This is a genomic window from Psychrobacter sp. JCM 18903, from assembly GCF_000586475.1.
Classification (GTDB): Bacteria; Pseudomonadota; Gammaproteobacteria; order Pseudomonadales; family Moraxellaceae; genus Psychrobacter.
The window spans coordinates 59,381-80,036 of record NZ_BAWJ01000012.1 but is presented as its reverse complement, the minus strand read 5'-3'; the positions used below and the strand labels follow the sequence as shown (position 1 = coordinate 80,036).

At 43.8% G+C, this 20,656-nt stretch carries 18 protein-coding genes and 2 pseudogenes; 4 read left to right on the top strand and 16 right to left on the bottom strand.

Annotated features, from left to right (window positions below):
* Positions 1 to 36: 36 nt before the first annotated feature.
* From TT12_RS18455 to TT12_RS09665, 4 genes are all read right to left on the bottom strand, one after another.
* Positions 37 to 1,353, bottom strand: a complete 1,317-nt coding sequence (locus tag TT12_RS18455) for a dihydrolipoyl dehydrogenase family protein (RefSeq protein WP_279378865.1) — start codon at positions 1,351 to 1,353, stop codon at positions 37 to 39.
* A complete protein-coding gene (locus tag TT12_RS18450; RefSeq protein WP_279378864.1) occupies positions 1,314 to 2,222 on the bottom strand; it encodes a TVP38/TMEM64 family protein in 909 nt (302 codons plus the stop codon). Before TT12_RS18450 ends, TT12_RS18455 begins: the two co-directional genes overlap by 40 nt.
* Before the next feature lie 243 nt (positions 2,223 to 2,465).
* Positions 2,466 to 2,870, bottom strand: coding sequence for a hypothetical protein (locus TT12_RS09670; RefSeq protein WP_045454341.1), 405 nt, complete (start codon positions 2,868 to 2,870; stop codon positions 2,466 to 2,468).
* Between the two features lie 377 nt (positions 2,871 to 3,247).
* Complete coding sequence (locus TT12_RS09665; protein ID WP_045454338.1) at positions 3,248 to 3,781, bottom strand: DUF2058 domain-containing protein; 534 nt, start codon at positions 3,779 to 3,781, stop codon at positions 3,248 to 3,250.
* Between the two features lie 280 nt (positions 3,782 to 4,061).
* Between TT12_RS09665 and TT12_RS09660 the strand changes: the two genes are divergently transcribed.
* Together TT12_RS09660 and TT12_RS09655 are read left to right on the top strand one after the other, a co-directional pair.
* Positions 4,062 to 4,925, top strand: coding sequence for a universal stress protein (locus TT12_RS09660; protein WP_045454335.1), 864 nt, complete (start codon positions 4,062 to 4,064; stop codon positions 4,923 to 4,925).
* Positions 4,926 to 5,049: 124 nt separating this feature from the next.
* Positions 5,050 to 5,718: a cupin domain-containing protein gene (locus tag TT12_RS09655; protein ID WP_045454331.1), complete on the top strand. Its 669-nt coding sequence runs from the start codon at positions 5,050 to 5,052 to the stop codon at positions 5,716 to 5,718.
* Positions 5,719 to 5,911: 193 nt separating this feature from the next.
* On the opposite strand, the gene TT12_RS09650 is transcribed toward TT12_RS09655, so the two are convergent.
* From TT12_RS09650 to TT12_RS17300, 4 genes and pseudogenes are all read right to left on the bottom strand, one after another.
* The gene (locus tag TT12_RS09650; protein ID WP_045454328.1) at positions 5,912 to 6,655 is read right to left on the bottom strand and encodes a siderophore-interacting protein; all 744 of its coding nucleotides are present in this window, start codon (positions 6,653 to 6,655) and stop codon (positions 5,912 to 5,914) included.
* Positions 6,656 to 6,760: 105 nt separating this feature from the next.
* Positions 6,761 to 7,929: pseudogene (locus TT12_RS17310) on the bottom strand (TonB-dependent siderophore receptor).
* A gap of 73 nt (positions 7,930 to 8,002) precedes the next feature.
* Positions 8,003 to 8,704 (bottom strand): TonB-dependent siderophore receptor, encoded by a 702-nt coding sequence (locus tag TT12_RS17305; protein WP_243443565.1) that lies wholly within the window; start codon positions 8,702 to 8,704, stop codon positions 8,003 to 8,005.
* Positions 8,705 to 8,721: 17 nt separating this feature from the next.
* Positions 8,722 to 8,985: a hypothetical protein gene (locus TT12_RS17300; RefSeq protein WP_243443564.1), complete on the bottom strand. Its 264-nt coding sequence runs from the start codon at positions 8,983 to 8,985 to the stop codon at positions 8,722 to 8,724.
* Positions 8,986 to 9,338: 353 nt separating this feature from the next.
* Between TT12_RS17300 and TT12_RS09640 the strand changes: the two genes are divergently transcribed.
* Positions 9,339 to 10,841 (top strand): PepSY-associated TM helix domain-containing protein, encoded by a 1,503-nt coding sequence (locus TT12_RS09640; RefSeq protein ID WP_045454325.1) that lies wholly within the window; start codon positions 9,339 to 9,341, stop codon positions 10,839 to 10,841.
* A gap of 121 nt (positions 10,842 to 10,962) precedes the next feature.
* Here TT12_RS09640 and TT12_RS17295 read toward each other — a convergent pair whose 3' ends face one another.
* From TT12_RS17295 to TT12_RS17275, 5 genes and pseudogenes are all read right to left on the bottom strand, one after another.
* Positions 10,963 to 11,571, bottom strand: coding sequence for an ATP-binding cassette domain-containing protein (locus TT12_RS17295; RefSeq protein WP_243443563.1), 609 nt, complete (start codon positions 11,569 to 11,571; stop codon positions 10,963 to 10,965).
* 53 nt (positions 11,572 to 11,624) lie between these two features.
* Positions 11,625 to 12,674, bottom strand: a complete 1,050-nt coding sequence (locus TT12_RS17290) for an ABC transporter domain-containing protein (RefSeq protein ID WP_243443562.1) — start codon at positions 12,672 to 12,674, stop codon at positions 11,625 to 11,627.
* A 112-nt stretch (positions 12,675 to 12,786) separates the two neighbouring features.
* A pseudogene (locus TT12_RS17285) lies at positions 12,787 to 13,755 on the bottom strand (TonB-dependent receptor); the annotation flags it as partial.
* 80 nt (positions 13,756 to 13,835) lie between these two features.
* Complete coding sequence (locus TT12_RS17280; protein WP_243443561.1) at positions 13,836 to 14,006, bottom strand: hypothetical protein; 171 nt, start codon at positions 14,004 to 14,006, stop codon at positions 13,836 to 13,838.
* Positions 13,967 to 14,887 (bottom strand): TonB-dependent receptor plug domain-containing protein, encoded by a 921-nt coding sequence (locus TT12_RS17275; protein ID WP_243443560.1) that lies wholly within the window; start codon positions 14,885 to 14,887, stop codon positions 13,967 to 13,969. Before TT12_RS17275 ends, TT12_RS17280 begins: the two co-directional genes overlap by 40 nt.
* A gap of 18 nt (positions 14,888 to 14,905) precedes the next feature.
* On the opposite strand from TT12_RS17275, the gene TT12_RS18440 reads away from it, so the two are divergent.
* Positions 14,906 to 15,034 (top strand): hypothetical protein, encoded by a 129-nt coding sequence (locus tag TT12_RS18440; RefSeq protein WP_279378861.1) that lies wholly within the window; start codon positions 14,906 to 14,908, stop codon positions 15,032 to 15,034.
* A 342-nt stretch (positions 15,035 to 15,376) separates the two neighbouring features.
* Here the strand turns inward: TT12_RS18440 and TT12_RS09625 are convergent, their stop codons facing one another.
* From TT12_RS09625 to TT12_RS09615, 3 genes are all read right to left on the bottom strand, one after another.
* Positions 15,377 to 16,504, bottom strand: a complete 1,128-nt coding sequence (locus tag TT12_RS09625; protein ID WP_045454321.1) for a siderophore-interacting protein — start codon at positions 16,502 to 16,504, stop codon at positions 15,377 to 15,379.
* 345 nt (positions 16,505 to 16,849) lie between these two features.
* Positions 16,850 to 18,115 carry an HmuY family protein gene (locus tag TT12_RS09620; protein WP_045454318.1) on the bottom strand — a complete coding sequence of 422 codons (1,266 nt, stop codon included), beginning with the start codon at positions 18,113 to 18,115 and terminating at the stop codon, positions 16,850 to 16,852.
* A 102-nt stretch (positions 18,116 to 18,217) separates the two neighbouring features.
* Positions 18,218 to 20,233 carry a TonB-dependent receptor plug domain-containing protein gene (locus TT12_RS09615; protein ID WP_207804041.1) on the bottom strand — a complete coding sequence of 672 codons (2,016 nt, stop codon included), beginning with the start codon at positions 20,231 to 20,233 and terminating at the stop codon, positions 18,218 to 18,220.
* Positions 20,234 to 20,656: the final 423 nt, after the last annotated feature.

Sequence of the window (20,656 nt, the reverse complement as noted above, 5' to 3'; positions counted from 1 at the left end):
GATGATATGTTTTCAGCGCAGTTAACAAAAACTCACCTAACCTCGACGCCATGTATGGTATTTCTCAAGCCAGTTTAATAGAGTTTCAGGCGCATGATTGCGTTTCCATTCACCAGCCGCGTATTTATTAGCCTCAGCCCACGTTGGATACATATGGATAGTGCCGAGTATTTTATTTAGTCCTAAGCCGTGCTTCATCGCCAGTATGAATTCTGGCATTAAGTCCCCAGCATGCTCAGCGACGATGGTCACGCCAAGTATTTTATCTTTGCCTTTAGGAGTAATGACTTTGATAAAACCATGATTGGCACTTTCCGTCACCGCGCGATCTAAACCTTTAAAGTCGTAGCGGGTAATCTCAAAGTCGATGCCTTTTTCAATAGCTTCTTGCTCATTTAAGCCCACGCGTGCGACTTCTGGATCGATAAAGGTTGTCCACGGAATCACACGGTAATCTACTTTAAACTTCTTTAAATGTCCAAATAAACCGTTTACGGCAGCGTACCATGCCTGATGGGAAGCCACATGAGTAAATTGATAAGGGCCGACGACATCACCTGCGGCGTATATATTGGGGTAGAGGGTTTCTAAATAGTCATCCGTCTCGATGGTACGCTCCGTTTCGATGCCCAAATCTTCAAGACCATAACCTTCTAAGCGAGCACTACGTCCAACGGCACAAAGCAATTCGTCATATTCAATAGCGATTTCTTGCTTGTTTTGACGGTCTTGCTTAACGGTACTGTCGTCTTGCGACTCAACGATAATGAACTTTTTACCATCGCGCGCTTCACAACGAATCGCTTGATGCGAGGTTAAAACGTTTACGCCGCTCTCAACGAGGACTTTCTGCGCAAATTCAGAGACTTCCACGTCTTCTTTTTTCATAAGACGCGCGCCTCTTTCGATCTGGGTCACATCGGAGCCTAAGCGGGCAAAGGCTTGCGCCAGCTCAGAGCCAATTGGTCCGCCGCCAAGTACCACCAGCTTTTTCGGCGCTTCTTCTAATTCGGTAAACTTGTTCCATATGGTATCGCTGGTCACGTAGCCGGTTTCTTCCAAACCCGGCAAATCTGGGACAAATGGGCGCGCGCCAGTAGCGATAACAATGGAACGTGCGGTGAGTGTTTGCGTGACGCCATCGTTTAGCGCAATCTCTACTGTCCACGGATCGATGAATTTGGCATAGCCTTTTAGCACTTCGACACCCAATTCCGTATAACGCTCGACGCTATCATTTGGGGCGATGTCAGCGATGACTTTATGGATGCGGGTCATGACGTTTTTAAATGAAAACTCTGGTGGCGTATTTTCTAAGCCATAACGCTCAGCATGGCGCATTTGTTCTGCCACTTTTGCGCTTTTAATGAGGCTTTACTGGGTACACAGCCATAGTTTAAGCAGTCACCGCCCATCTCGCCCGCTTCGATTAAGGTTACTTTTGCTCGGACGGTCGCCGCGATATAGCTGGTGACTAGCCCGCCAGCACCTGCGCCAATCACGATCATGTTCCGGTCGAATTTTTTAGGTTTGCTATAGTTTTTATAGACGCGGCGTTTTTTTAGCATATTTAATATGCCTTTTGCGATTAATGGGAAAAAACCTAACAACGCAAATGAGACAATTAAATTAAACGATAAAATTCCTGACAAACTGTCAATTTGCGCCAATTGCGTACCAGCATTAACGAATACAAAAGTGCCCGCGAGCATACCAATTTGGCTAACCCAGTAGAATGTCCTCGCTTTAATCGCGGTGACACCCATCAATAGGTTAATCAAAAAGAAAGGAAATATCGGCACTAAGCGTAGGGTAAATAAGTAAAACCCGCCTTCTTTTTCAACGCCAGCGTCAATGGCTGCTAAGCGCTCAGGAAAGCGCTGTTTAATCGTATCACGCAGTAAGTAACGTGAGGTTAAAAAGGCGAGTGTCGCACCAATACTGGAGGCAAATGAGGCGACCAATAAGCCTTGCCATAAACCAAATAATGCGCCAGCTGCCAAGGTTAAAATAGCGGCACCCGGTAAGGATAGGGCGGTGACGACGATATAAAGTAAAAAGAATCCACCGATAATCAATAATGGTGATTGCATTTTATAGTCGTTAAATTGCGCCATTGAGCCTTTTAAGCCGTCAAGCGTCAGTAATTGATTGAGGTCAAAGTAGAAAAAGCTTGCTGCCAATATTAATATTAACAGTATTAACAATATTCTTTTAATCATAAAATATCCGGCTAATTAGTAGAGCGAAGGCTAAAGTCATCGTCATTCTTTTATGATTAAGAACCTTGACCATGTTAGTGGTAACAATAATTGCGTTAAGTTTTTTGCATGGTTTGTGCATTTCTATACAATAAAACAGCTAACTCAGTAGTCTTCATAGTATAGAGCTTGAGTTTCAGAGACTAGTATTTATATTTTTGCATGTTCAACCAAGCCCAATCTAACGATAAATATGACTGATGTTTAGGCTAAAGAAACTTTTTTGCCCAAGGTTAAGGTATCCCAATCTCTCATTAAGAAAAGCGCCAAACACGCAGCCAACATCGGCCATGCTGCAAAGAACAACAAGTTATCAAAAGGCTTGAGATATAAGCCAAAGGTTGAGAACGTCGAAATCGCATGAAGTAGCAAGATGATGCCGTAAGTCCAAGTTTTGAATAATCCTGTGACAAACAGCAGAATGAGGATGAATTGAGCCGCGCCAATGATATAAAACACGGTGTCGCCTATACTTTCAAAACCATAAAAACTAGAAAAGACGCCTGCGGCATGATCAGGATTAATCAGCTTATCTAAAGTCCAAACTAAAAAAACAATGAAAATACCCAGTCGAAGCAATAACAGTGAAAGAGGGAGATGTTTTGGCATAAGTTATTTATTCTTAATAAGCGTTAAAAGTGAGTGCAAAAGAGCTTGGCAAGTCTAATCAATGAAATATCTGGCAATGACTACTATTGTCAGGCAGTAAGCATGAATAAAGTGTTTATTTTGAGTGATTACTCAAAATTAGACAAAATATTACCGCTCAGTAGGTTAATAAACCGCATTGTAGTTGTTATTGAATGGTTGTTCAAGTTCGTAGCCTCAAGCATGCTACCGTTCCAGAGTATCGTTACGTTTTTCAACCAAAGCAGCAATGCTAGGTTAAAGGTGGTCGCTTTTCGTACAATAAAAAGCCCTTCATGGACTATCTCAGTCTATGAAAGGCTTTTGGCTGACATCATAAGTATGATGAAATTGAACGGTTACCACATTAAGTCATCTGGAATCACATAGGCGGCATAAGGATCATCTTCTGCCAGCACTTCTTCTGATGTATTGTTAGACACGACCATGAAGCCCTCCATTTTTGCATCGATGCGATCTGCCAACGGGCGAGGAAGGAGTGCATAGCCTTCTTCTAAGCGTGCAATCACCACATGACCGGCGACGATTTGGTCATATAGTTTTTGAGTGACAAAGATTTTTTTAACCTTAGCATTATCGACAAATTGATAATTAACATCGCCATTGGTATCGGCAATCTGATGCTGCTTAATCATCTGTACGATATTAGCCTTGAGCATCTTCTCTTCTAAAATACGTTGCTTTTCTTGATTGAGCTTTTGATCTTTCTCTAGTTTTTTCGCTTGGGCTTCTGCCAACGCTTTTTTCGCTTCCATGCTTTCTGAGTCACCAGTACGCTTGGCATGCTGAGTCTGCTTGCTGATTTTCTTGGCTTTTTTGCTATCCACCAATCCCGCTTTTAATAACTGAGCCTGTAGGGCATTTTTTGCCATAATTCCATCACCTAGATAAGGATACTTAAATCATAAATGCTAAAAAACCATTGTAGCAAAATTCGCTACGGCATGTTGTTAGACGATGACAAGACTTTTTTAATTATGGTAGAAGTGGGCACACATCGCTGGCTGAAGCCGTTTAAATTGGTTATTATCAAGGCAGTGGATATGCTTTTTTTGCCGTTATATTTTTTGGTAACTATGTTTTTCGGTGATCATATTTATAGTGGTTATAGAAAGCTGTATAGGATTAAATCGTTAAATTTAAGGACGGAATATGACAACATCACAGCACATTTTAGCCTGTATAGACGGCTCGGCAGTGACTGAATCGGTTTGTGACTATGCAGCATGGTATGCCAGTAAGTTAAATTTACCTGTAGCGTTGTTGCATGTGAGTGAGGTTCCAGCCTCGACCAGACGCGATTTGTCAGGCGCAATAGGAGTCAATAGCCGCCAGTTTTTATTGGATGAATTGACACAGTTAGACGAGCAAAGAGCGAAGGTGGTGAACAGTTATAGCAATGCTTTGGTACAAGATGCAAAAAGCCATATCCAAGGTAACTTTACTCAGGTCGATATTCGTATCTATCAACGTCGCGGCAAGCTGTTACCTGCGATTGAGCATTTTAAAGCAGCAAATCGTGCCATCGTCATGGGACGCCGAGGTGAAGATCACAAAAGCAGCCGTATTAATATCGGTAGCCAAATCGAAACCGTTGCCCGCGCATCTGACGTTCCTATATTGATTTGCTCAGAGACGTTCAAAGAACCCAGCTCATATATGATAGCTTTTGATGGTAGCAAAACGGCTATTAAAGCAGCATGGATGGTTGCGAGGAGTCCTGTATTAAAAGGGTTGCAAGGTCATATCGTCATGATAGGCAATCATAACGACGCGTCAAAACAAAGCTTAAGCGCCGCAGCGGCACAATTGGAGGACGCAGGTTTTAGCGTCGCGGCACATCATTTATCTGCCTCCGATGCCGTCGACGGCTTGTTAAGGTTTCAGGTAGAAAACAACATTGATATGATGGTGGTGGGTGCTTATGGACATTCGAAATTGCAACAATTATTTCTTGGTAGTACCACGACAGAAATTATCGCCAGCACGCTATCTCCTGTGATTTTAGTACGTTGAAAACTCGGTAAGGTTTATAATAGCGAGGTGCAATCATTGCGCCTTCAGCTGTCGATAACGTTCAATGATCATATCTGACGTTTGCTAAAGGATCATCTCATCATACTATTTTTGGACATGGTTTATGCTTATTCATGCAGACTTTACTCGCCGCGCTGCCCTTACACCTGAGCAACACCAGTGGATTAAGTCACCACAAAATGGGGTAGAGCGCGTGATGCTTGACCGTGTGGGTGCAGAAAAAGCACGTGCCACTAGCCTTGTACGCTATGCGCCCAATTCTTATTTTCCGCATCATCTACATCCGGGTGGTGAAGAGATTTTAGTATTGTCAGGTACTTTTTCTGCAGATGACAAACATTACCCAGCAGGTTGGTATTTGCGCAATCCACCGACTTCAGGACACAAGCCCTATAGTGATGAAGGCGCAGTGATTTTCGTCAAGCTACGTCAAATGCCAGCTGATGAACCTCATTATGTGGCTATCGATACTAAAGATAAGGCTCATTGGCAACAGCAGGGCAGTCGTGATGTTTGTCCTCTATTCTCAGGTGATAATGAGCAAGTGAGTTTGCAGCGTATCAAGGCAGGCAAGTTACTGTTTAATGAGGCAGTCTGTGGCGGTGCAGAAATACTGGTGTTAGCAGGCGAGTTGATAGATGAGGGTCAAGTTTATCAGTGCGGCGGCTGGATACGTCTGCCAGCAGGTGAGCATGCGCAAATACAGGCAGGATCTGAAGGAGCTACAGTGTATCTCAAGACAGGTCATTTAATGCAAGTGATAGGGTTGTAAGGGTAGTGATCACATTTTATGAGCAGCTCACCAGCTGCTCATATTCTACAATGTCACTATATTTTGTCACTATACTTTTATTTAGCCAACAAAAGTAGATAATAAGTGGAGTAATGATTAGTAACACGAAATTTATCAATCATTACTCAAACCGCTTTTAAAACAGTTCAAAAATACAAACCATAATTGCTCATCATTCTATACTTTGGGCATCCTCTCGTTTGACAATTTTATGCTGGTCTTCTGTGCTATCGACTTTCCAATAGCTAGATATGTACAAATGCGTTTTGAGTATTGGGCGATCTACCTTAAAATAATGGCGTAGAGCGCGCATACTATGGAATTCGCAAGCTGCCCAAACAGCAGGTTGTCCTGTTAGCCACGTAAGCGTTTTAACGCGATCAAGTAATGGGCTAGTTTCTGCATTTGGATGCGCGTTTATCACCCAATTAATGTCAACGTTGTCTGGCTTCTTGAGTAGTTGCTTATCTGCTTCAGTGGTAATCTCAAGGATTGCATAGCCGTGTGCGTCAGCAGGTAGCTGGGCAAGATTGACGGTAATCGCCGGCAGCGCTGTCATATCACCGATCAATAAAAACCAATCAGCCTCATTGTTAATCAGCTTCTTTGGTCCAGGGCCGCCTACTAATATTTGCTCGCCCACTTGGGCGTTACGTGCCCATGCTGAAGCAGGGCCTTCTGTCTCATGCAACGCAAAATCGACATCTATTTCGTCATCTCGTTGAACGCTGACGGTATAGGTGCGCATCAATGGTCGAGCCTCATCGCCTTGAGGGAATATCAGCTTAATGTACGCGCTTTCTTGATCTGCCGGAAAATCAGTCAGTCCAGCACCGCCAAGCGTGACGCGGCACATATGTGGCGTGAGGTACTTACTACCAATCACATCTAGCATTCTTGGGGTAGGTTTTCCCATATTAATACTTCCCTTCATTTAACTATTTGATAGTTTAGGTCATCATTTGAGATGAGGCCACTCTATAAGATTGATATTCTCTAGTAATGGTAAGTTCTACATTGCCTAAAAATTGGCTTTTAGGCTGACGGACATTTGGCGCTCAGGTCCCATCCAGCAATTGTTAATATCGTAACAAGCGCCAACGTAGGTTTTATCAAAGAGATTGTTGACACTCGCGCCGACAGTGAGCATCGGATTGATTTGATAATTGCCGCCAATGTCTACCAAAGTCACGCTTGGTAATTCGTCTGAGTTTTGCTTATCAAGTTGCATACCGCCTTCATAGCGCACGCCAGCGTTGAGACTGAGCTTGTCAGTAGCGTAATAATCTGCCACAATGTTGCCTTGTGCTTAGCCGTTTGCGCAGGGGTATTGCCAACCACGTCAGGGTTGAATTCATCCTCTGTAATTTCAGCATCGGTATAGCTGTAGCTTGCCGCGACATCTACCCAGTCGTTAAGCATATGACTGCCTGATATCTCAAAGCCTTTTGATTCAATTTCACCAGTTTGAACTTTTTGTTGATAATTAGATGGGTTCGTCACTATGACATTTTTTTGAGTGATATCAAATACCGCAAGCGTGCCTTGTGTGGCGCGATTGGCAGAGAGATATTTGACACCAGCCTCTAGCTGATCGGCAGTCGTTGGCTTAAATGGCGCATTGGTAATAAAGTTACTACCGACCACTGGCTGAAACGACTGCGAGTAGCTTGCATAAGGCGATAGTCCATTATCAAAGTCATAAATGGCTGCGAGACGACCACTGGTTTCTGACGCATCATTGTTAATTGTTTTTTTATTATAAATGACGCCTTTAGTGGCTTCGGTTTGCTCAGTACTACTATCAAAATTATCGTGACGTAAGCCTGCTACTACTGTCAAATCTTGCCATTTCATCTCATCTTGTACATAAAAACCAAGCTGGCTTTGTTCAATGTCTTCATTTTGACGATAAGCCTCTAAAGGCAACGTATCAGCATGGATTTGTGAGTAATCTGGATTGGATAAGTCAAGATTTGGCGTGCCATCTGCGCCAGCATCATAATAAGTGGCGCTACTGTCTGTCTCTTGATATTCAACACCAAACAGTAGGTTATGTGAAGTATTAGCAGTATCAAATTTATAGGCCAGCTGGTTGTCCGTGGTCCAGTTGCTCATGCTCTCATCGGTGGTGTAGGCCACCCGATTTAGTATTTTGTCACTGCCGCTTACAAACCCGCTGTTGTACATATTACGCTGCTGCGCGTCGCGTCGGTATAGCGCAGAATGTGCTTGAACGTCAACTTATCATTGATGTTCCAGTTTATGGTAACACTTGGCATAAATACTTCTTTGCTGAAATGATTCCACTCATCACCGGCATAGGCGTCACTGCCCAGTTTGCCATAGCTGGCATGGTAGACAGTGCCAACGGCAGGCAGTGGGGTGGAAGGCACCATTCTGGATCATCTTGATAAAACAGATTGGCAAGAACGGACACATCTTTTGTCGGTTGCCATTCCAGTGACGGATTGATCAGTGTGCGCTCTTCTTCTGTGGTTTGCATCTGCCCGTCTTTTTGTCGTTTTAACGCCACCAGTCGATAATTGAGCGTGTCTGAGATAGGTCCTGTCGTATCGACCGCCACTTCTTTTAGGTTTTGATTGCCAACTCGCAACTGTACCTCAGATGCTTGAGTGCTTTTTGGGGTTTTGGCGACTTGATTGACCATGCCACCTGGAGATGCATAGCCATAGAGTGAGGATGCGGGCCCTTTGACTATTTCGACTGCTTCTGTTGCGTAGATATCGACTTGCGGCATCAGATTCCAAGCTCCATCGTAGGGCAGTCTTAATCCATCGTAAAAATTGGAGTAAGTTTTAAAACCGCGAATATTGTATTCATCAAAGATGGACACGGTACCGCGACTCTCAGTACTCACCCCTGGTTCATAACGTAACGCTGCATTGACACTGTCTGCTTGACGCTTTTGTAACAGCGCTTGATCGATTCTCGTATAGCTCATGGGCGCGTCATTGGGATCTAATGCTGTTTGGTGCCCGTACTACGGTAGTTGTCGGCATAGACAGTAATGGTATCCAAGGTGGTCGATGGTGTCACGGTCTCATTATTATTAACATCATTACCAATATCATTATCGACGTCGTTCTCAACACTATTTTCGATGTTATTCGGCATTGTCTCAGCATAAGCTGCATGGCTCAAACCCATTGCCAATCCCAGTTGCACGGCGAGAGTTAAACGTTTTTGACGAATGGATGTAGACGTTGAGATAAAACGCATCATATTTCCTTGTAAGTTATCAAATGCCGAAAGCGAAAGAAAAGGAATAATAACATTAATGATTATCATTATCATTAAAAATTTACAAACAAAGCGTTCTTAGTAAGATGTCGAGTGAAGTAGCCTCATTTTTAGCCCATCAAGATGACTATGATGCAAACATGAAGATTGAGGAAACGCCCCAATATGACGATAATTTTTGACTATAAGCAATGGTGTTTACAAGGCTTTTCTCGTATGATGCAGCCGTCTATTTGAAATCAACTTTTAGATCAACAGGCAGACAGGATTTATTACTACTATTAATAGGTCTAGGTCGTTCATTGAGCAACCAAAGATTGTTAAAGGTCATATTTATGAACAGACATACAAGTCAATCAACCAATACTCAACGCTATTTTACGGTATGGCGTTGGCATTTTTATGCGGGAATGTTTATAGCACCTTTCTTAATTATCCTAGCTTGCAGCGCACTTGGCATGCTGTTGATGTCTAACATTACAGGTCGTGATGATGACCGCCTCACCATTACCACCCCAGATTCAGCGGTGACGGCACCTATTTCTACGCAAGCTAAAAACGCGTTGAACACTTTACCTAACAGCACGCTGGTGAAATATATCGCGCCTCGTGATACGGACACTGTTGCCTTGTTTCAAGTTAAGTCAGCCAGTCATGAGAATATGGTGGCGGTGAATCCTTATACGGCTGATATCGTCAAAAGCACGCCGACTAATAGTGGTCTGTACTATACCTTTAATGATATTCATGCTGATTTACTATTGGGCAAAGTCGGTGATTATATCCAAGAAACCACTGCCTCATTGACGATTTTAATGATTCTAACGGGTTGGTATCTGTGGTGGCAAAAACGCAAATCACTCAAAGCCATGCTTATACCCAATGATGCTGTAAATAATAAGAAAAAACGCTCATTCATACGTACCATTCATGCGACATTGGGCAGTTGGATATCTGTGTTGCTACTGTTTTTCTGTATTTCAGGAATGGCATGGGCAGGCATCTGGGGCGAGCGTATGGTACAGGCATGGAGTCAGTTTCCTGCGGGCAAATGGGGCGTTGCGCCAATGCCGCTTTCTATTGATCACAGTCAACATCATGCTGGTATGGATATGAATAACGCTGAATCCACGCCGCACGTTCATGGAGCAACACCAGCCACAGCACCCACGCATGGTGATGCACTAAATACGGGTAGTACCAAAGATGTGCCTTGGGTGCTTGAGTTGACACCAATGCCAGCATCTGGCACTGTCGCTGGCAAGGATGGTATCGCGTCCAATATACCGATTATGATCGATACTGTAGATCGATTTGCCCGTGAGATTGGTGTTGTCGGACGTTACCAATTAAATCTGCCACAGGGTAGTACGGGTGTCTGGACGATTAGCCAAGACTCAATGAGCTATGATATGAAAAATCCAATGGCTGATCGTACGGTACATATCGATCGTTATTCGGGCAATATTTTGGCAGATATCCGCTTTGATGATTACAATGCTTTTGGCAAATTTATGGCGGCAGGCATTGCGATTCATATGGGGACGCTTGGATGGTGGAGCGTATTGGTCAACGCCCTATTTTGCTTATCGGTTATTGCTATTTGTGTGAGCGGTTACATGATGTGGTGGCAGCGCCGTCCACGTCATGCCAGTGAAAAGCTTGGACTGAATCCACCAGCGCGTGGTCTCAGTTTTTCTATATGGTGGCCGTTTGCCATTCCTTTGTTAGCAGTGGCAATCATATTCCCAACCGCCATCATCGCGATTATTGCTATCGGATTACTAGATTTCTTAGTCATTTCACGGGTTGGGTTTTTACAGAAACTATTATTTTAAAATTAAATAAAATAAGAGAGCCATTCAAAAATTCATTCTTATTTACACAAAATCGGGGCAACTTTCTAAAAGATGCCCCGATTTTTTATTGCTCGCCATTAACTTTTTACTAAGCCAGTATTTACGCCAACATAGCAATGGCATCGGCACTGGCACGTTGCCGTTCTTCAGCATTTAACTCAAGGAGTCTGCCTTCTTTCATCAGTAATAATCGATCTGCATGCTCAAAGTAACCATCATCATGACTGATGATAAACAGCGTTTTACCCAGTGCTTTTAATTCAGGTATCAGTGTTTGGTAAAACACTCGGCGAAAGGCAGGATCTTGGTCAGCCGCCCATTCATCAAGTAGCAGTAGGTCTTTTTGTTCAGCCACGGCAATGAGCATGGCCAAGCGCTTGCGTTGTCCTTGTGAGAGCTTGTCTGTCGATAATTGGTTATCAGTTACGCTGACTTTATCTTGTAGATTCAATTTATGCAGCCATGTATTTACGAGCGCTTCATCGGGTTGCTGTCCCTCTCTACCAATCAGCTGTTTAAAAAGATGCTGATCGCTAAAAATGGCAGAAAAAAGCTGTCGATAATCGGCGTTGTTTTCTGAGTCAACGAGCTGGCTGTCTATTTTTACAGCACCGATGCTAGGGGTGAAAATCCCCGTGATAATCTTTGCAAGCGTAGATTTACCGCTACCATTCGCCCCGATTAAAAACACCACATCGCCACGTTTCAAAGTCAGATTAACCGATTTTAGGATATCGCTAGCATGCTCATTTTCTTTGACCGCTACCTCATTTGCAGTGGTATCGTTACTTGCATAACGATAGCCAATATCATTGAATGATATGACTGCCAGTTGTTTACCACAATATCCGTCGTAAAGGTTGGTTGGTACTCCGCCAATTCCAACGATTGTATTTTATCCAGCGCCACTTGTGCCGTTTGTAAGGTCGGGTATGCGCCGACGGCATGGAGGATGGGTGATTGCATGAATAGAATGGTTAAAGAGAAAGTGGTGGCAATACCCATTGGAATAGCAAGATAATTTGACACGGCAAACACCACACCAATGGCTGCGAACATCATAATATTCGACCAATTCACGGCGGATAAATGATAGGTATCCGATTTAATCACTCGATTTTGATAAGACTTGGCATGATTTAAGAAATCATCTTTATAGAGTTTTTCAGCGCGGTGTTGATTAAGCGCCAGCTCTTTTCGACCATCTATAATGGATTGATAGTCCTCATATAAAAGATCATTGATCTCTCTGAGCTCTCTTAAATGAGTATAGACATGCTTCACTAAAATGGTGCTTATCCAAATCGTCATCGCAATCCAAAACATGACAATCAATAATAATGGCAGCGACAACCAGCCTAAATAAAGGGCGACACCAACCGATAAAATAACGCCTTGCACCAGCTCTGGCATACGCACAAAGGCGACGGTAATCGATTGAATATCTGAGGACAGGCTGGCGAGTAACCGTGCGCTACCCAAATGATCTATTTGCGGAACTTTAGTGTCTATGATTTGTTTGACCAGCTTGGTTCTGAGCTCGTAGACGAACTGATGCCCCAAACGAGTCAGTGCATATTGTGATACGAAGGTCGTGACTAACAGCAGCACCACCAAAGCTGAAAATTGACCCAAGCTTGCCCACGATAAGGTATTAAAAACAGGCTGACTGATAAAGGTGTGATTGATATAGGCAATGATGCCCACACTGACAGCCGCATTAACCAAATTAAGGAAAATAACTTTAAGAAAGGGCAGGCGATAGTGTGCCCAAATCATCTGATATAAAGAAACGGTGGCGTGAGAGGACATAGTGGCTCAATAATAGAATGGTTTTTTACGTATTTTTAATGGCATAAAAGGGAGTAGGTTGTGCCTAATCCCTTTTATCTAAGTCTTATAAACGTGGTTTAATCTGCATGTCTTAAAAGTCGAAAGTCGCTGATACTTTTAGGGCAGTAGGCTCACCGGCATTTAAATACCCAGCACCCGCATAACCACCCACTGATTGCCAATAGTCTTCACCAGTAATATTAGTAACTACTCCTTTTAGCGTCACGTCTTGTCCAGCGAGCATGGTTTTATAGCGAGCACCTAGATCTAATGTGGTATAACCGTCAACTTTTAAGCTGTTGGCGGCATCGGCATAACGTGCGCCTGTGTGAATGATATCGCCGGTCACCGTCAATCCTTCAACTGCTGCTAAATCATATTCTAGGTTGACGTTGCTTTGTAGCGTGGGCAGTCCGATGACTCGGTTGCCGTCGAACGTCACATCACCCGTGTCTTTTTGCTCAGCATTTAAGTAAGTAACACCAGCATTGAAGCGCATGTTTTCGCTTGGGCTACCAAATACAGTCAATTCCACCCCTTGATGTCGATTTTCTCCAGCAGCGGTAAACGTATTTGAGTCATTGACATAAGCACGCGGCTCATCAGTGCGGAATATCGCCAAACTACTGCCAATCAAACCATTGTCATACTTAACGCCAACCTCAGTTTGCTCACTCACATAAGGGTCTAAATTTTGACCACCATTGGTGACAGCACCACCATTATTAGTCAGAGGTGCTCTTGCGCCTGGCGCTAGGCTTTCGATATAGTTACCATAAACAGACCAGTCCATGCTTGGTTGATAGACAATTCCAACGCTTGGTGTCCACTCGCTTTTATCGTAATCAGCCGTTTTAGCCTGAGTGTTAGGATCATAGCTGGTGGTTTTTAAATTCTGATGACGCACACCTAAAGTAGTTTTTAACTTGTCATCGAACATAGAAATAGTGTCGGCTAGCGCAAAGCTTTGGAATTGCTTCTCGTTGGTTAGTTTTGGATCATCTAAGTTACCACCGAAGATTGCTGTGCTTGTAAAAGGTACCTCAGCGTAGTCAATAGGGCGATATAAATTGGTTGCGGGTTGATTACCAAAATCATAGGCGAACGCCCCTTTTTCTTCTTGGTCATAGCGATCCGCTGCTAGTACCCAATTATGAGCACTTCACCTGTTTGCCATTGACCACGCAGACCGAGCTCAGCACTTTGTACCAAATCTTTTCTAGAATTATCAAAGCGATAAAACGTACCTGCACCATCAACATTGTTGACGGTTAGATTGGCCAGTGAGTTTTCTTCCTCACCACTTCGCACACCGTAAGCACCATAAGCGGTAATATTATCAGTAAAATCATATTCTCCTCGAATGGTACCAAAGACATCTTCTTCATCTGAATACGTCCAAGCTGCGCCCAATTCTTTGAGCCGTCTGGTGCTTTTGGTACTCTAGAAACACCAGCAAGTGTGACACTAGGACGGGTCTCTTTGAGTTTGTTGTCTTGCCAGCCCAAATCAGCTGATAGTCGATACTGATCGCCTCTGTAGTCTAATCCTAACGCTGCCAGACCCAGTGTTGAAGATTCATCATCAATCGCGCTGTCGCCATCTTGATAAGCGGCATTAAAGCGAACGCCAAACGCATCATCAGTACCAAAGCGATCACTGACGTCTACGGCAACTTTGCCTTGATCGCCCTGACCATAACCGAGTGTCACCTTACGTAGCGGGTCATTGGCAGCTCGTTTGGGCAGCAGGTTAATCGTACCACCGGCGTTACCACCACTGGGTGCTGCGCCATTGAGCATGGCGGATGCCCCGCGCTGAACCTCAACACGCTCGAACAATTCCGTTGCGATATACTGCCTTGGCAGTATGCCGTATAGACCGTTATACATGGTGTCATCAGAGGTTGTGACAAAGCCACGCATAAAGTACGCTTCTTGAAAGTTGCCAAAGCCTCTAGCGACACGAACAGTCGGGTCTTTTTTGAGCAGGTCGCCCACACTTTGGGCTTGTTGATTGCCGATATACTCATTGGTATATGAGGTGGTAGAAAATGGCGTATCCATGATGTCTTGATTGCCCAAAATACCCACGCGGCTTCCGGTCGCTACTTGACCGCCTGCATAGGCATCTGGCAACCCATCGGCTGATGCATCAGCGCTACTGGTCACGACAATCTCATCGAGTACCACACTTGGGTATCTGCTTGAGTGTCAGCACTTAAATCTGTTTGTGCCCACGCGGCTTGGCTTGCACCCAGTAGTATTACCGATGTGGACAGACAAGATGAGCACAGTGATTTCAATGACAAGGATGGCGCGACATATTCAATAGAGTAGGGCGAAATAAAGCAGAGTATAAGCGAGACAGTTGCATGAATATTTCCAGCACATAAGATTAAATGCTTATTATAATGATAATCATTTTCATTACAATATATTACTGGATTAAATCTCAATATATTTTTATCGTGTTAAGTGTACGTTTTTGTTAGGCAAAGTAGTAAGTCGTCTAAAGTTGATAAGTCGCGCTATACCAGCAGCAACGATTGTTATTAGCTCAATTTAGCAGTCAGCACAAGTGGTTGGTAAGTGTCTAAATACCTATTATTTACTAAATGCTTACTATTTATTAAATGTCTGCTGTTTACAGAGATATGCCACTTATAAAAAACATAATGCTTATTGCGCACGCCAATAGACTTTAATGACCATATCCTGACGTGATAGCCCAAGGTTTGTTTTTAGTTGCTGTCGTAATGATTTGATATCCGCTGCTTCCAGCGCGCCCCATACTTTGTCAATTTTGACAGGCAGTCGCGCAAATTGTGTATTTAATAATGCCATTATTTGTTCAGTAATATCAGTTGTTGGGGTATTCATCAGCTGGCACACATTATCTTGCAAAAAATTCGCATTATGGCGTAGTTGATTACTGAGCGTTAGGGTATGTAGATAACGGATATCGTCTGAATCCTTAGTGATGGCAATGACAAGAGGCGGTAAAGGATTCTGCCAGTTTTCCAATAGATTGGCCACCGTAGGCAAAGAGGTTTCATCACAGATGAGTAAGCACTGACCAGTGCTGAGATGTTCTATTTTCTCTGGATATTCACGTACCGTTTTGATTTGACTGCCACAGTCAAGTGCACGCGCCCAATTGCCTCCTGCCGTGTCGCCATGAGTATAAACGTCTATCCACGCTTGGACAGACGAGCTGCTCGAATCTCGCCATGCTTTTCGCAAGGTATAGTAGCGCTGCAAAGGTTTGTCGCTATCTTTGGGCTGGTGCTTTGTAGCAGATAGACCGTTCGCATCTAGCTCAAACAAATACGCGTAGCCCGGATGAGTGAGTGGCGTACTATCGGGTGCGGTTACCAGCAGTCGATACATATTGGGGCTGGCATAATAGCCATTAATGACCGTAAAACGCTGTTCTTGAAGCTTAATCGTGCGCTTGCCAAGCTTATTGGCAGATGTTTGCAATAGCGTTATATATTGCTCTTGTAGCGTCATAGAGTCACTAATAGGAACTGTAAAATCGATAAAATATTGACGGCTGAGCTTGGTGCTGTTTGTCAAGGTATCGTTGTCATGATTGGTGGTTGTGACATCCATTAATATCCCATCAGTATACAGCTCTGTTATCGAGGCGATCTCGTGCTCACTCACTGCCGTGGTAGTAAAGGCATTGATAAACATCGCGAGTTCATCTTGATGCTCTTCATTGACATGACTCATAAACTGGGCTTTGTCAGCCATGTCGAGCGGTGTTTTATCGAAATCGTACTGAGTAAGTGGTTGAGCCATAAGATGTCATCCAAGCCAGAATTCAAATAGTTATTCAGCAGAATTTTTTTTAAAATGATTGACTGCTGATTAAAGGTAAGATGGAACTATAATAGTTAATAAGCATAAAACATTCAAATGTTAATGATTATTAATATCACCTAGATTTTTATTACGATAATATACCATAGGTTAATTTATTTACAATCATAAACGGTCTAGTATCAGCGAATGACTAATATTTTTCTTGTAATAATTGGCAGTGGTGACTCTTAGACTGTGTATAAACGTGATCGCCCAACCGTTTTGCAAGGTTTGATAGCTTACAAAAAAGGGTTGGGCGAGCTAAAGTCGAACAGTAGAGTGTTAAGGAGCAGGTTGAATGTCTATTTTAAATTCCCATGAGGTCGCAGTCGTCGCTGAGCTATCAGGGTAATTGATTTTATCCAAACGCACGCGGGCATAGCTATTGCCTTCAGCGGATCTAATGAGCGCGCCTTGAGCGCTGTCAACCGCTTTGGCATTTAGTTGATGTGTCATGCCATTGTAGGTATACCAGCCAAAGTCTAGGTTCGGAAAATTACCCGTATAAGCAGGATTGAGATCCGAGCCTTTACTATCAATGACCCAGCTTCTGGCACTCATCGGTTTATCGTACACAGCGGTGTTGGTAAGGTCGGTTAAAGTCGCCGCACTACCATCGGTCATAAACTTGCTGACAATGGGTTCACCTTTATCATCATAATACCCTATTGGTGTTTTTGATAAGAAGCCACCAACTTTGCCTTTATCAGTGCCAATCGCAGAATCGCCACCATTTAAAATGACGCTATTACGCTTAAAGCCAATCTGCCAAGTGCTGTTTTTATCGGTGCTACTTTGTCCTGTGGTTAGATCAAAATAGACCCAGTTATCATTGTTTGAGGCATCGATAGTTTTCGTCTGTACCTTGTTCGGTAGCGCCGTATCAATCCAGCGCAGAGTAGGGTAGCCCGAGGTTCCAGCATTATTATAATAGTTGGTAATCTGCATGGCATAAATAGGCTGCTGGACGCTGCTGTCTGTCATGGCACTGCTATTATCTGTGGTGACAAGGTAGACACGATTGTTCGGGTAGAGCTGATGGTTGTCTTTTAAATTGTATTCAAACCAAGGCTGTGCATCAAAAATACCACCACTACGGTCTTCATTGTAGTGCATGGTAATATCACGACTGGTATCAGGATCTTGAGTTGCATTGCTATAACGACTCAGATCTGACCAATCGATTAAACCAAAAACGCCGCCCAAACCCGCGCCAGAATCACCGCTATTTGACCAAAGCTTGACCGAACGCGCTTGGTTATCAAACTTGATATCCCACTTATCCTCAGCACACGAGCTTTCAGCTTTGGCATCAAAGTCATAACAGGTTGCAGTATCAGGCGCTAGATTGGTGATTTGCCAAGTAGCCGTTTCGTTAAAGCTGGCAGTGCTAACAGGCGGCGTGTTACCGCCATTACCGTTACTATCACTACTTGTACCATCACCGCCGCCACCGCAGCCAGTCATGCTGAGTGCTAACAGGCTGCCGCTAAAAAGTAATGCCAATCTGGTCGGCTTGGTGTGAACTGCTGGGAGAATTGGGGTCATATCAGCTTCCTTGATGGTTGTGGTTTCAGATAGAGGGTACAAAATAAGGGTAAAAATAGCGGTACAAATACACTTGCTTTAGAATGATTGTGAATTAAAGGCTTACCAATGGTAGCTGGCGCCAAGTAACCACTCACGATTATCAATGGGACGGTAGTCACTGGTATCGGTGACATCACGCTGCACATCAAAGATATTATTAATCGCTGCATACAAGCTCAAGTTTGCAGTTGCGTCATAATTGAGCTTGCTATCGAGTGTCCACCAAGACGGTGAATACGCTTGCTCGCTGGTACTAATCAGCTGTTTGGATTCATAATTGAGGCGCGGGATTAGCTGTAATTTGTCATTAAGCTGATAATCTAGTGCTAGCATCGCTTTGTGATTGGGCTTATAGGTCAGTTCGGTATCCGTCACATTGTTATGCGTTTTTAAATAAGCATAGCTAGCTTGCAGTTTGGCGCGCTCGTCCACTTGCCAGTCAAGGCCAATATCGCCGCCATAAGTTTTGGCGCTATCAACGTTCATATATTTATAAATGGCGATGTTACCGTCGAAGGTAGCGTTGTCTTCATCGGTTTGGATCAGGTCATCTATCTCGTTATAAAAACCATTGACCGTCAAATTCACGGTGTCGCTCAGTTGACCTTGATAGCCGATCTGGTAACTGGTTGAGGTTTCAGGCTGCAAGTCAGGATTGCCCATGACTTTATAACCTAAATTGCTATGGTCAAAGACGTAGTAGCGTTCTTTTAGATTGGGCACGCGATAACCACCGCCAATACTGCTACGAAAGACATGGTCACGACCGCTGGCATCCAAATGGTTGTATTTAAGTGATATTTTTGGCGCCGTATGACCACCAAAGTCTTCATCGTTTTGATAGCGAATACCGCTCAATACTTCCCAGTTATCGCCGATCAGCCAATCATCTTGTAGATACAGCTCACCGACATCACGGCTGACGTCATCGCTGATAAGCTCGCTGACTTGGTTTTTCGTTTGGCTTAACTTGTCTTGCTGAACCTGACCGCCGACTTGGATAAGATGAAGGTGCTTATCGGATAGCAATAGCTCAGGTAAGTCGAGCTGGGCTTGCGCCAACGTCGTACTAATCTCTGTATCACGGGCACTAGTGATGGCTTGCTGTGTTTTAGTATTGGATTCGCTTTGATATTCCTCATGCAGCGCTTGAGCGGACAATCGATAAGTCCTGCTGCGATCATCGACATGCGGCGCGATATCAGCGCGCGCCCCGATACTAAAGCGCTGCTTGGTGATTTGCTCATCTCTTTGCTGTGCCAAATAGCGCGGCGCGACATAGTAATTAAAACGGCTGATATCGTCTTCTTTATAGTGGCTGGCCTCTAGCCAATACTGAGCATTTTTGACCATTCGGCTATCGTTGCTACTATCGTCATTGTCTGATATGCCTTTACCGTCCGGGCGGTAGCTAAATCGGGCACTGATTTGTGATTGCTCACTGGCATCTTTTAATCTGGGCCATGCTTCATGGTCTAAGCTTAGCCCATTATTATCCAGATACGAGCCTGATAGACGCGCATGAAAGCGCTGGTTTTTATCTAATGCCCCTTCCACGCTGGCTTCTACATAGCGTTTGTTAGAATCTAACTTTTTACCAGATGGATTTTGCCGACCATTGCTGGCAATCTCGGTGGTGATATGTCCTGTTGCCGCGCCAATGGGTTTGGTGATGATATTAATGACGCCACCCATCGCCGCGCTACCAAACTGCGCTGACGCCGCTCCTTGCACCACTTCTATTTGTTCGATATCCATATTCATATATTGATTCAAGTTTACTGTCGAGCCAGTGCTGGCTGTGATCGGTAAACCATCAATCAACACCAATACTTGATCACCTGTGAAGCCTTGCATGCTGACTTCGTAACCTGTCTTGCCGTGGACTTCACGTAAGTAAACATTGGGCAACAAGGCTAGCGCTTCTTTTAAAGTATGCGCATGGTTGTCATCGAGCTGCTGGCGACTGAGTACTTGCAGGGCAACTGGCGCATCACTTAAAGCGCGCTCAGAGCGAGTCGCCGTTACCACTATAGGGTCTAAACGTGTGCTCGGCATGGCTGCATCGTCGGGCATATCACCATTCGTCTCTGCAAAATTGGCGCTGCTTGGGCTGAAACTGACGTGAATGCAAACAATGCTAATGCCACACTTATGGCTAGTGGGCTACGACGCAGCGGTGAAGGATGGGTGTTTAGTCCCGTATGAGTCAACGATAAATTAAACGCTAAAATTGACATAAATAAAACAGCCATCGTAAAAAGAGAGAGTAAGAAAGTCGTGTTACTTAAAGACCTTTTGCTACAAAAAGAGTGATCTAAAGCGACCTTTTCATAGTATTAATTATTAAAGGTTTGGTTACTTGATTCACTAGATTAAGTAACAAAGCCCAGATATAGTATTTCAAACGATAATAATTATCAAGATGTAAATGATAATTATTATTATTTACAAAGTGAGAAAATGTTGCCATAATGATTTCGTCCGAAGCCTAGAGAC

Coding starts and splice junctions, on each gene's coding strand:
- TT12_RS18450 (WP_279378864.1), bottom strand. CDS start 2,222: ATGATTAAAAGAATATTGTTAATACTGTTAATATTAATATTGGCAGCA.
- TT12_RS09670 (WP_045454341.1), bottom strand. CDS start 2,870: ATGCCAAAACATCTCCCTCTTTCACTGTTATTGCTTCGACTGGGTATT.
- TT12_RS09665 (WP_045454338.1), bottom strand. CDS start 3,781: ATGGCAAAAAATGCCCTACAGGCTCAGTTATTAAAAGCGGGATTGGTG.
- TT12_RS09660 (WP_045454335.1), top strand. CDS start 4,062: ATGACAACATCACAGCACATTTTAGCCTGTATAGACGGCTCGGCAGTG.
- TT12_RS09655 (WP_045454331.1), top strand. CDS start 5,050: ATGCTTATTCATGCAGACTTTACTCGCCGCGCTGCCCTTACACCTGAG.
- TT12_RS09650 (WP_045454328.1), bottom strand. CDS start 6,655: ATGGGAAAACCTACCCCAAGAATGCTAGATGTGATTGGTAGTAAGTAC.
- TT12_RS17305 (WP_243443565.1), bottom strand. CDS start 8,704: ATGAGCTATACGAGAATCGATCAAGCGCTGTTACAAAAGCGTCAAGCA.
- TT12_RS17300 (WP_243443564.1), bottom strand. CDS start 8,985: ATGATGCGTTTTATCTCAACGTCTACATCCATTCGTCAAAAACGTTTA.
- TT12_RS09640 (WP_045454325.1), top strand. CDS start 9,339: ATGAACAGACATACAAGTCAATCAACCAATACTCAACGCTATTTTACG.
- TT12_RS17290 (WP_243443562.1), bottom strand. CDS start 12,674: ATGTCCTCTCACGCCACCGTTTCTTTATATCAGATGATTTGGGCACAC.
- TT12_RS09625 (WP_045454321.1), bottom strand. CDS start 16,504: ATGGCTCAACCACTTACTCAGTACGATTTCGATAAAACACCGCTCGAC.
- TT12_RS09620 (WP_045454318.1), bottom strand. CDS start 18,115: ATGACCCCAATTCTCCCAGCAGTTCACACCAAGCCGACCAGATTGGCA.
- TT12_RS09615 (WP_207804041.1), bottom strand. CDS start 20,233: ATGCCCGACGATGCAGCCATGCCGAGCACACGTTTAGACCCTATAGTG.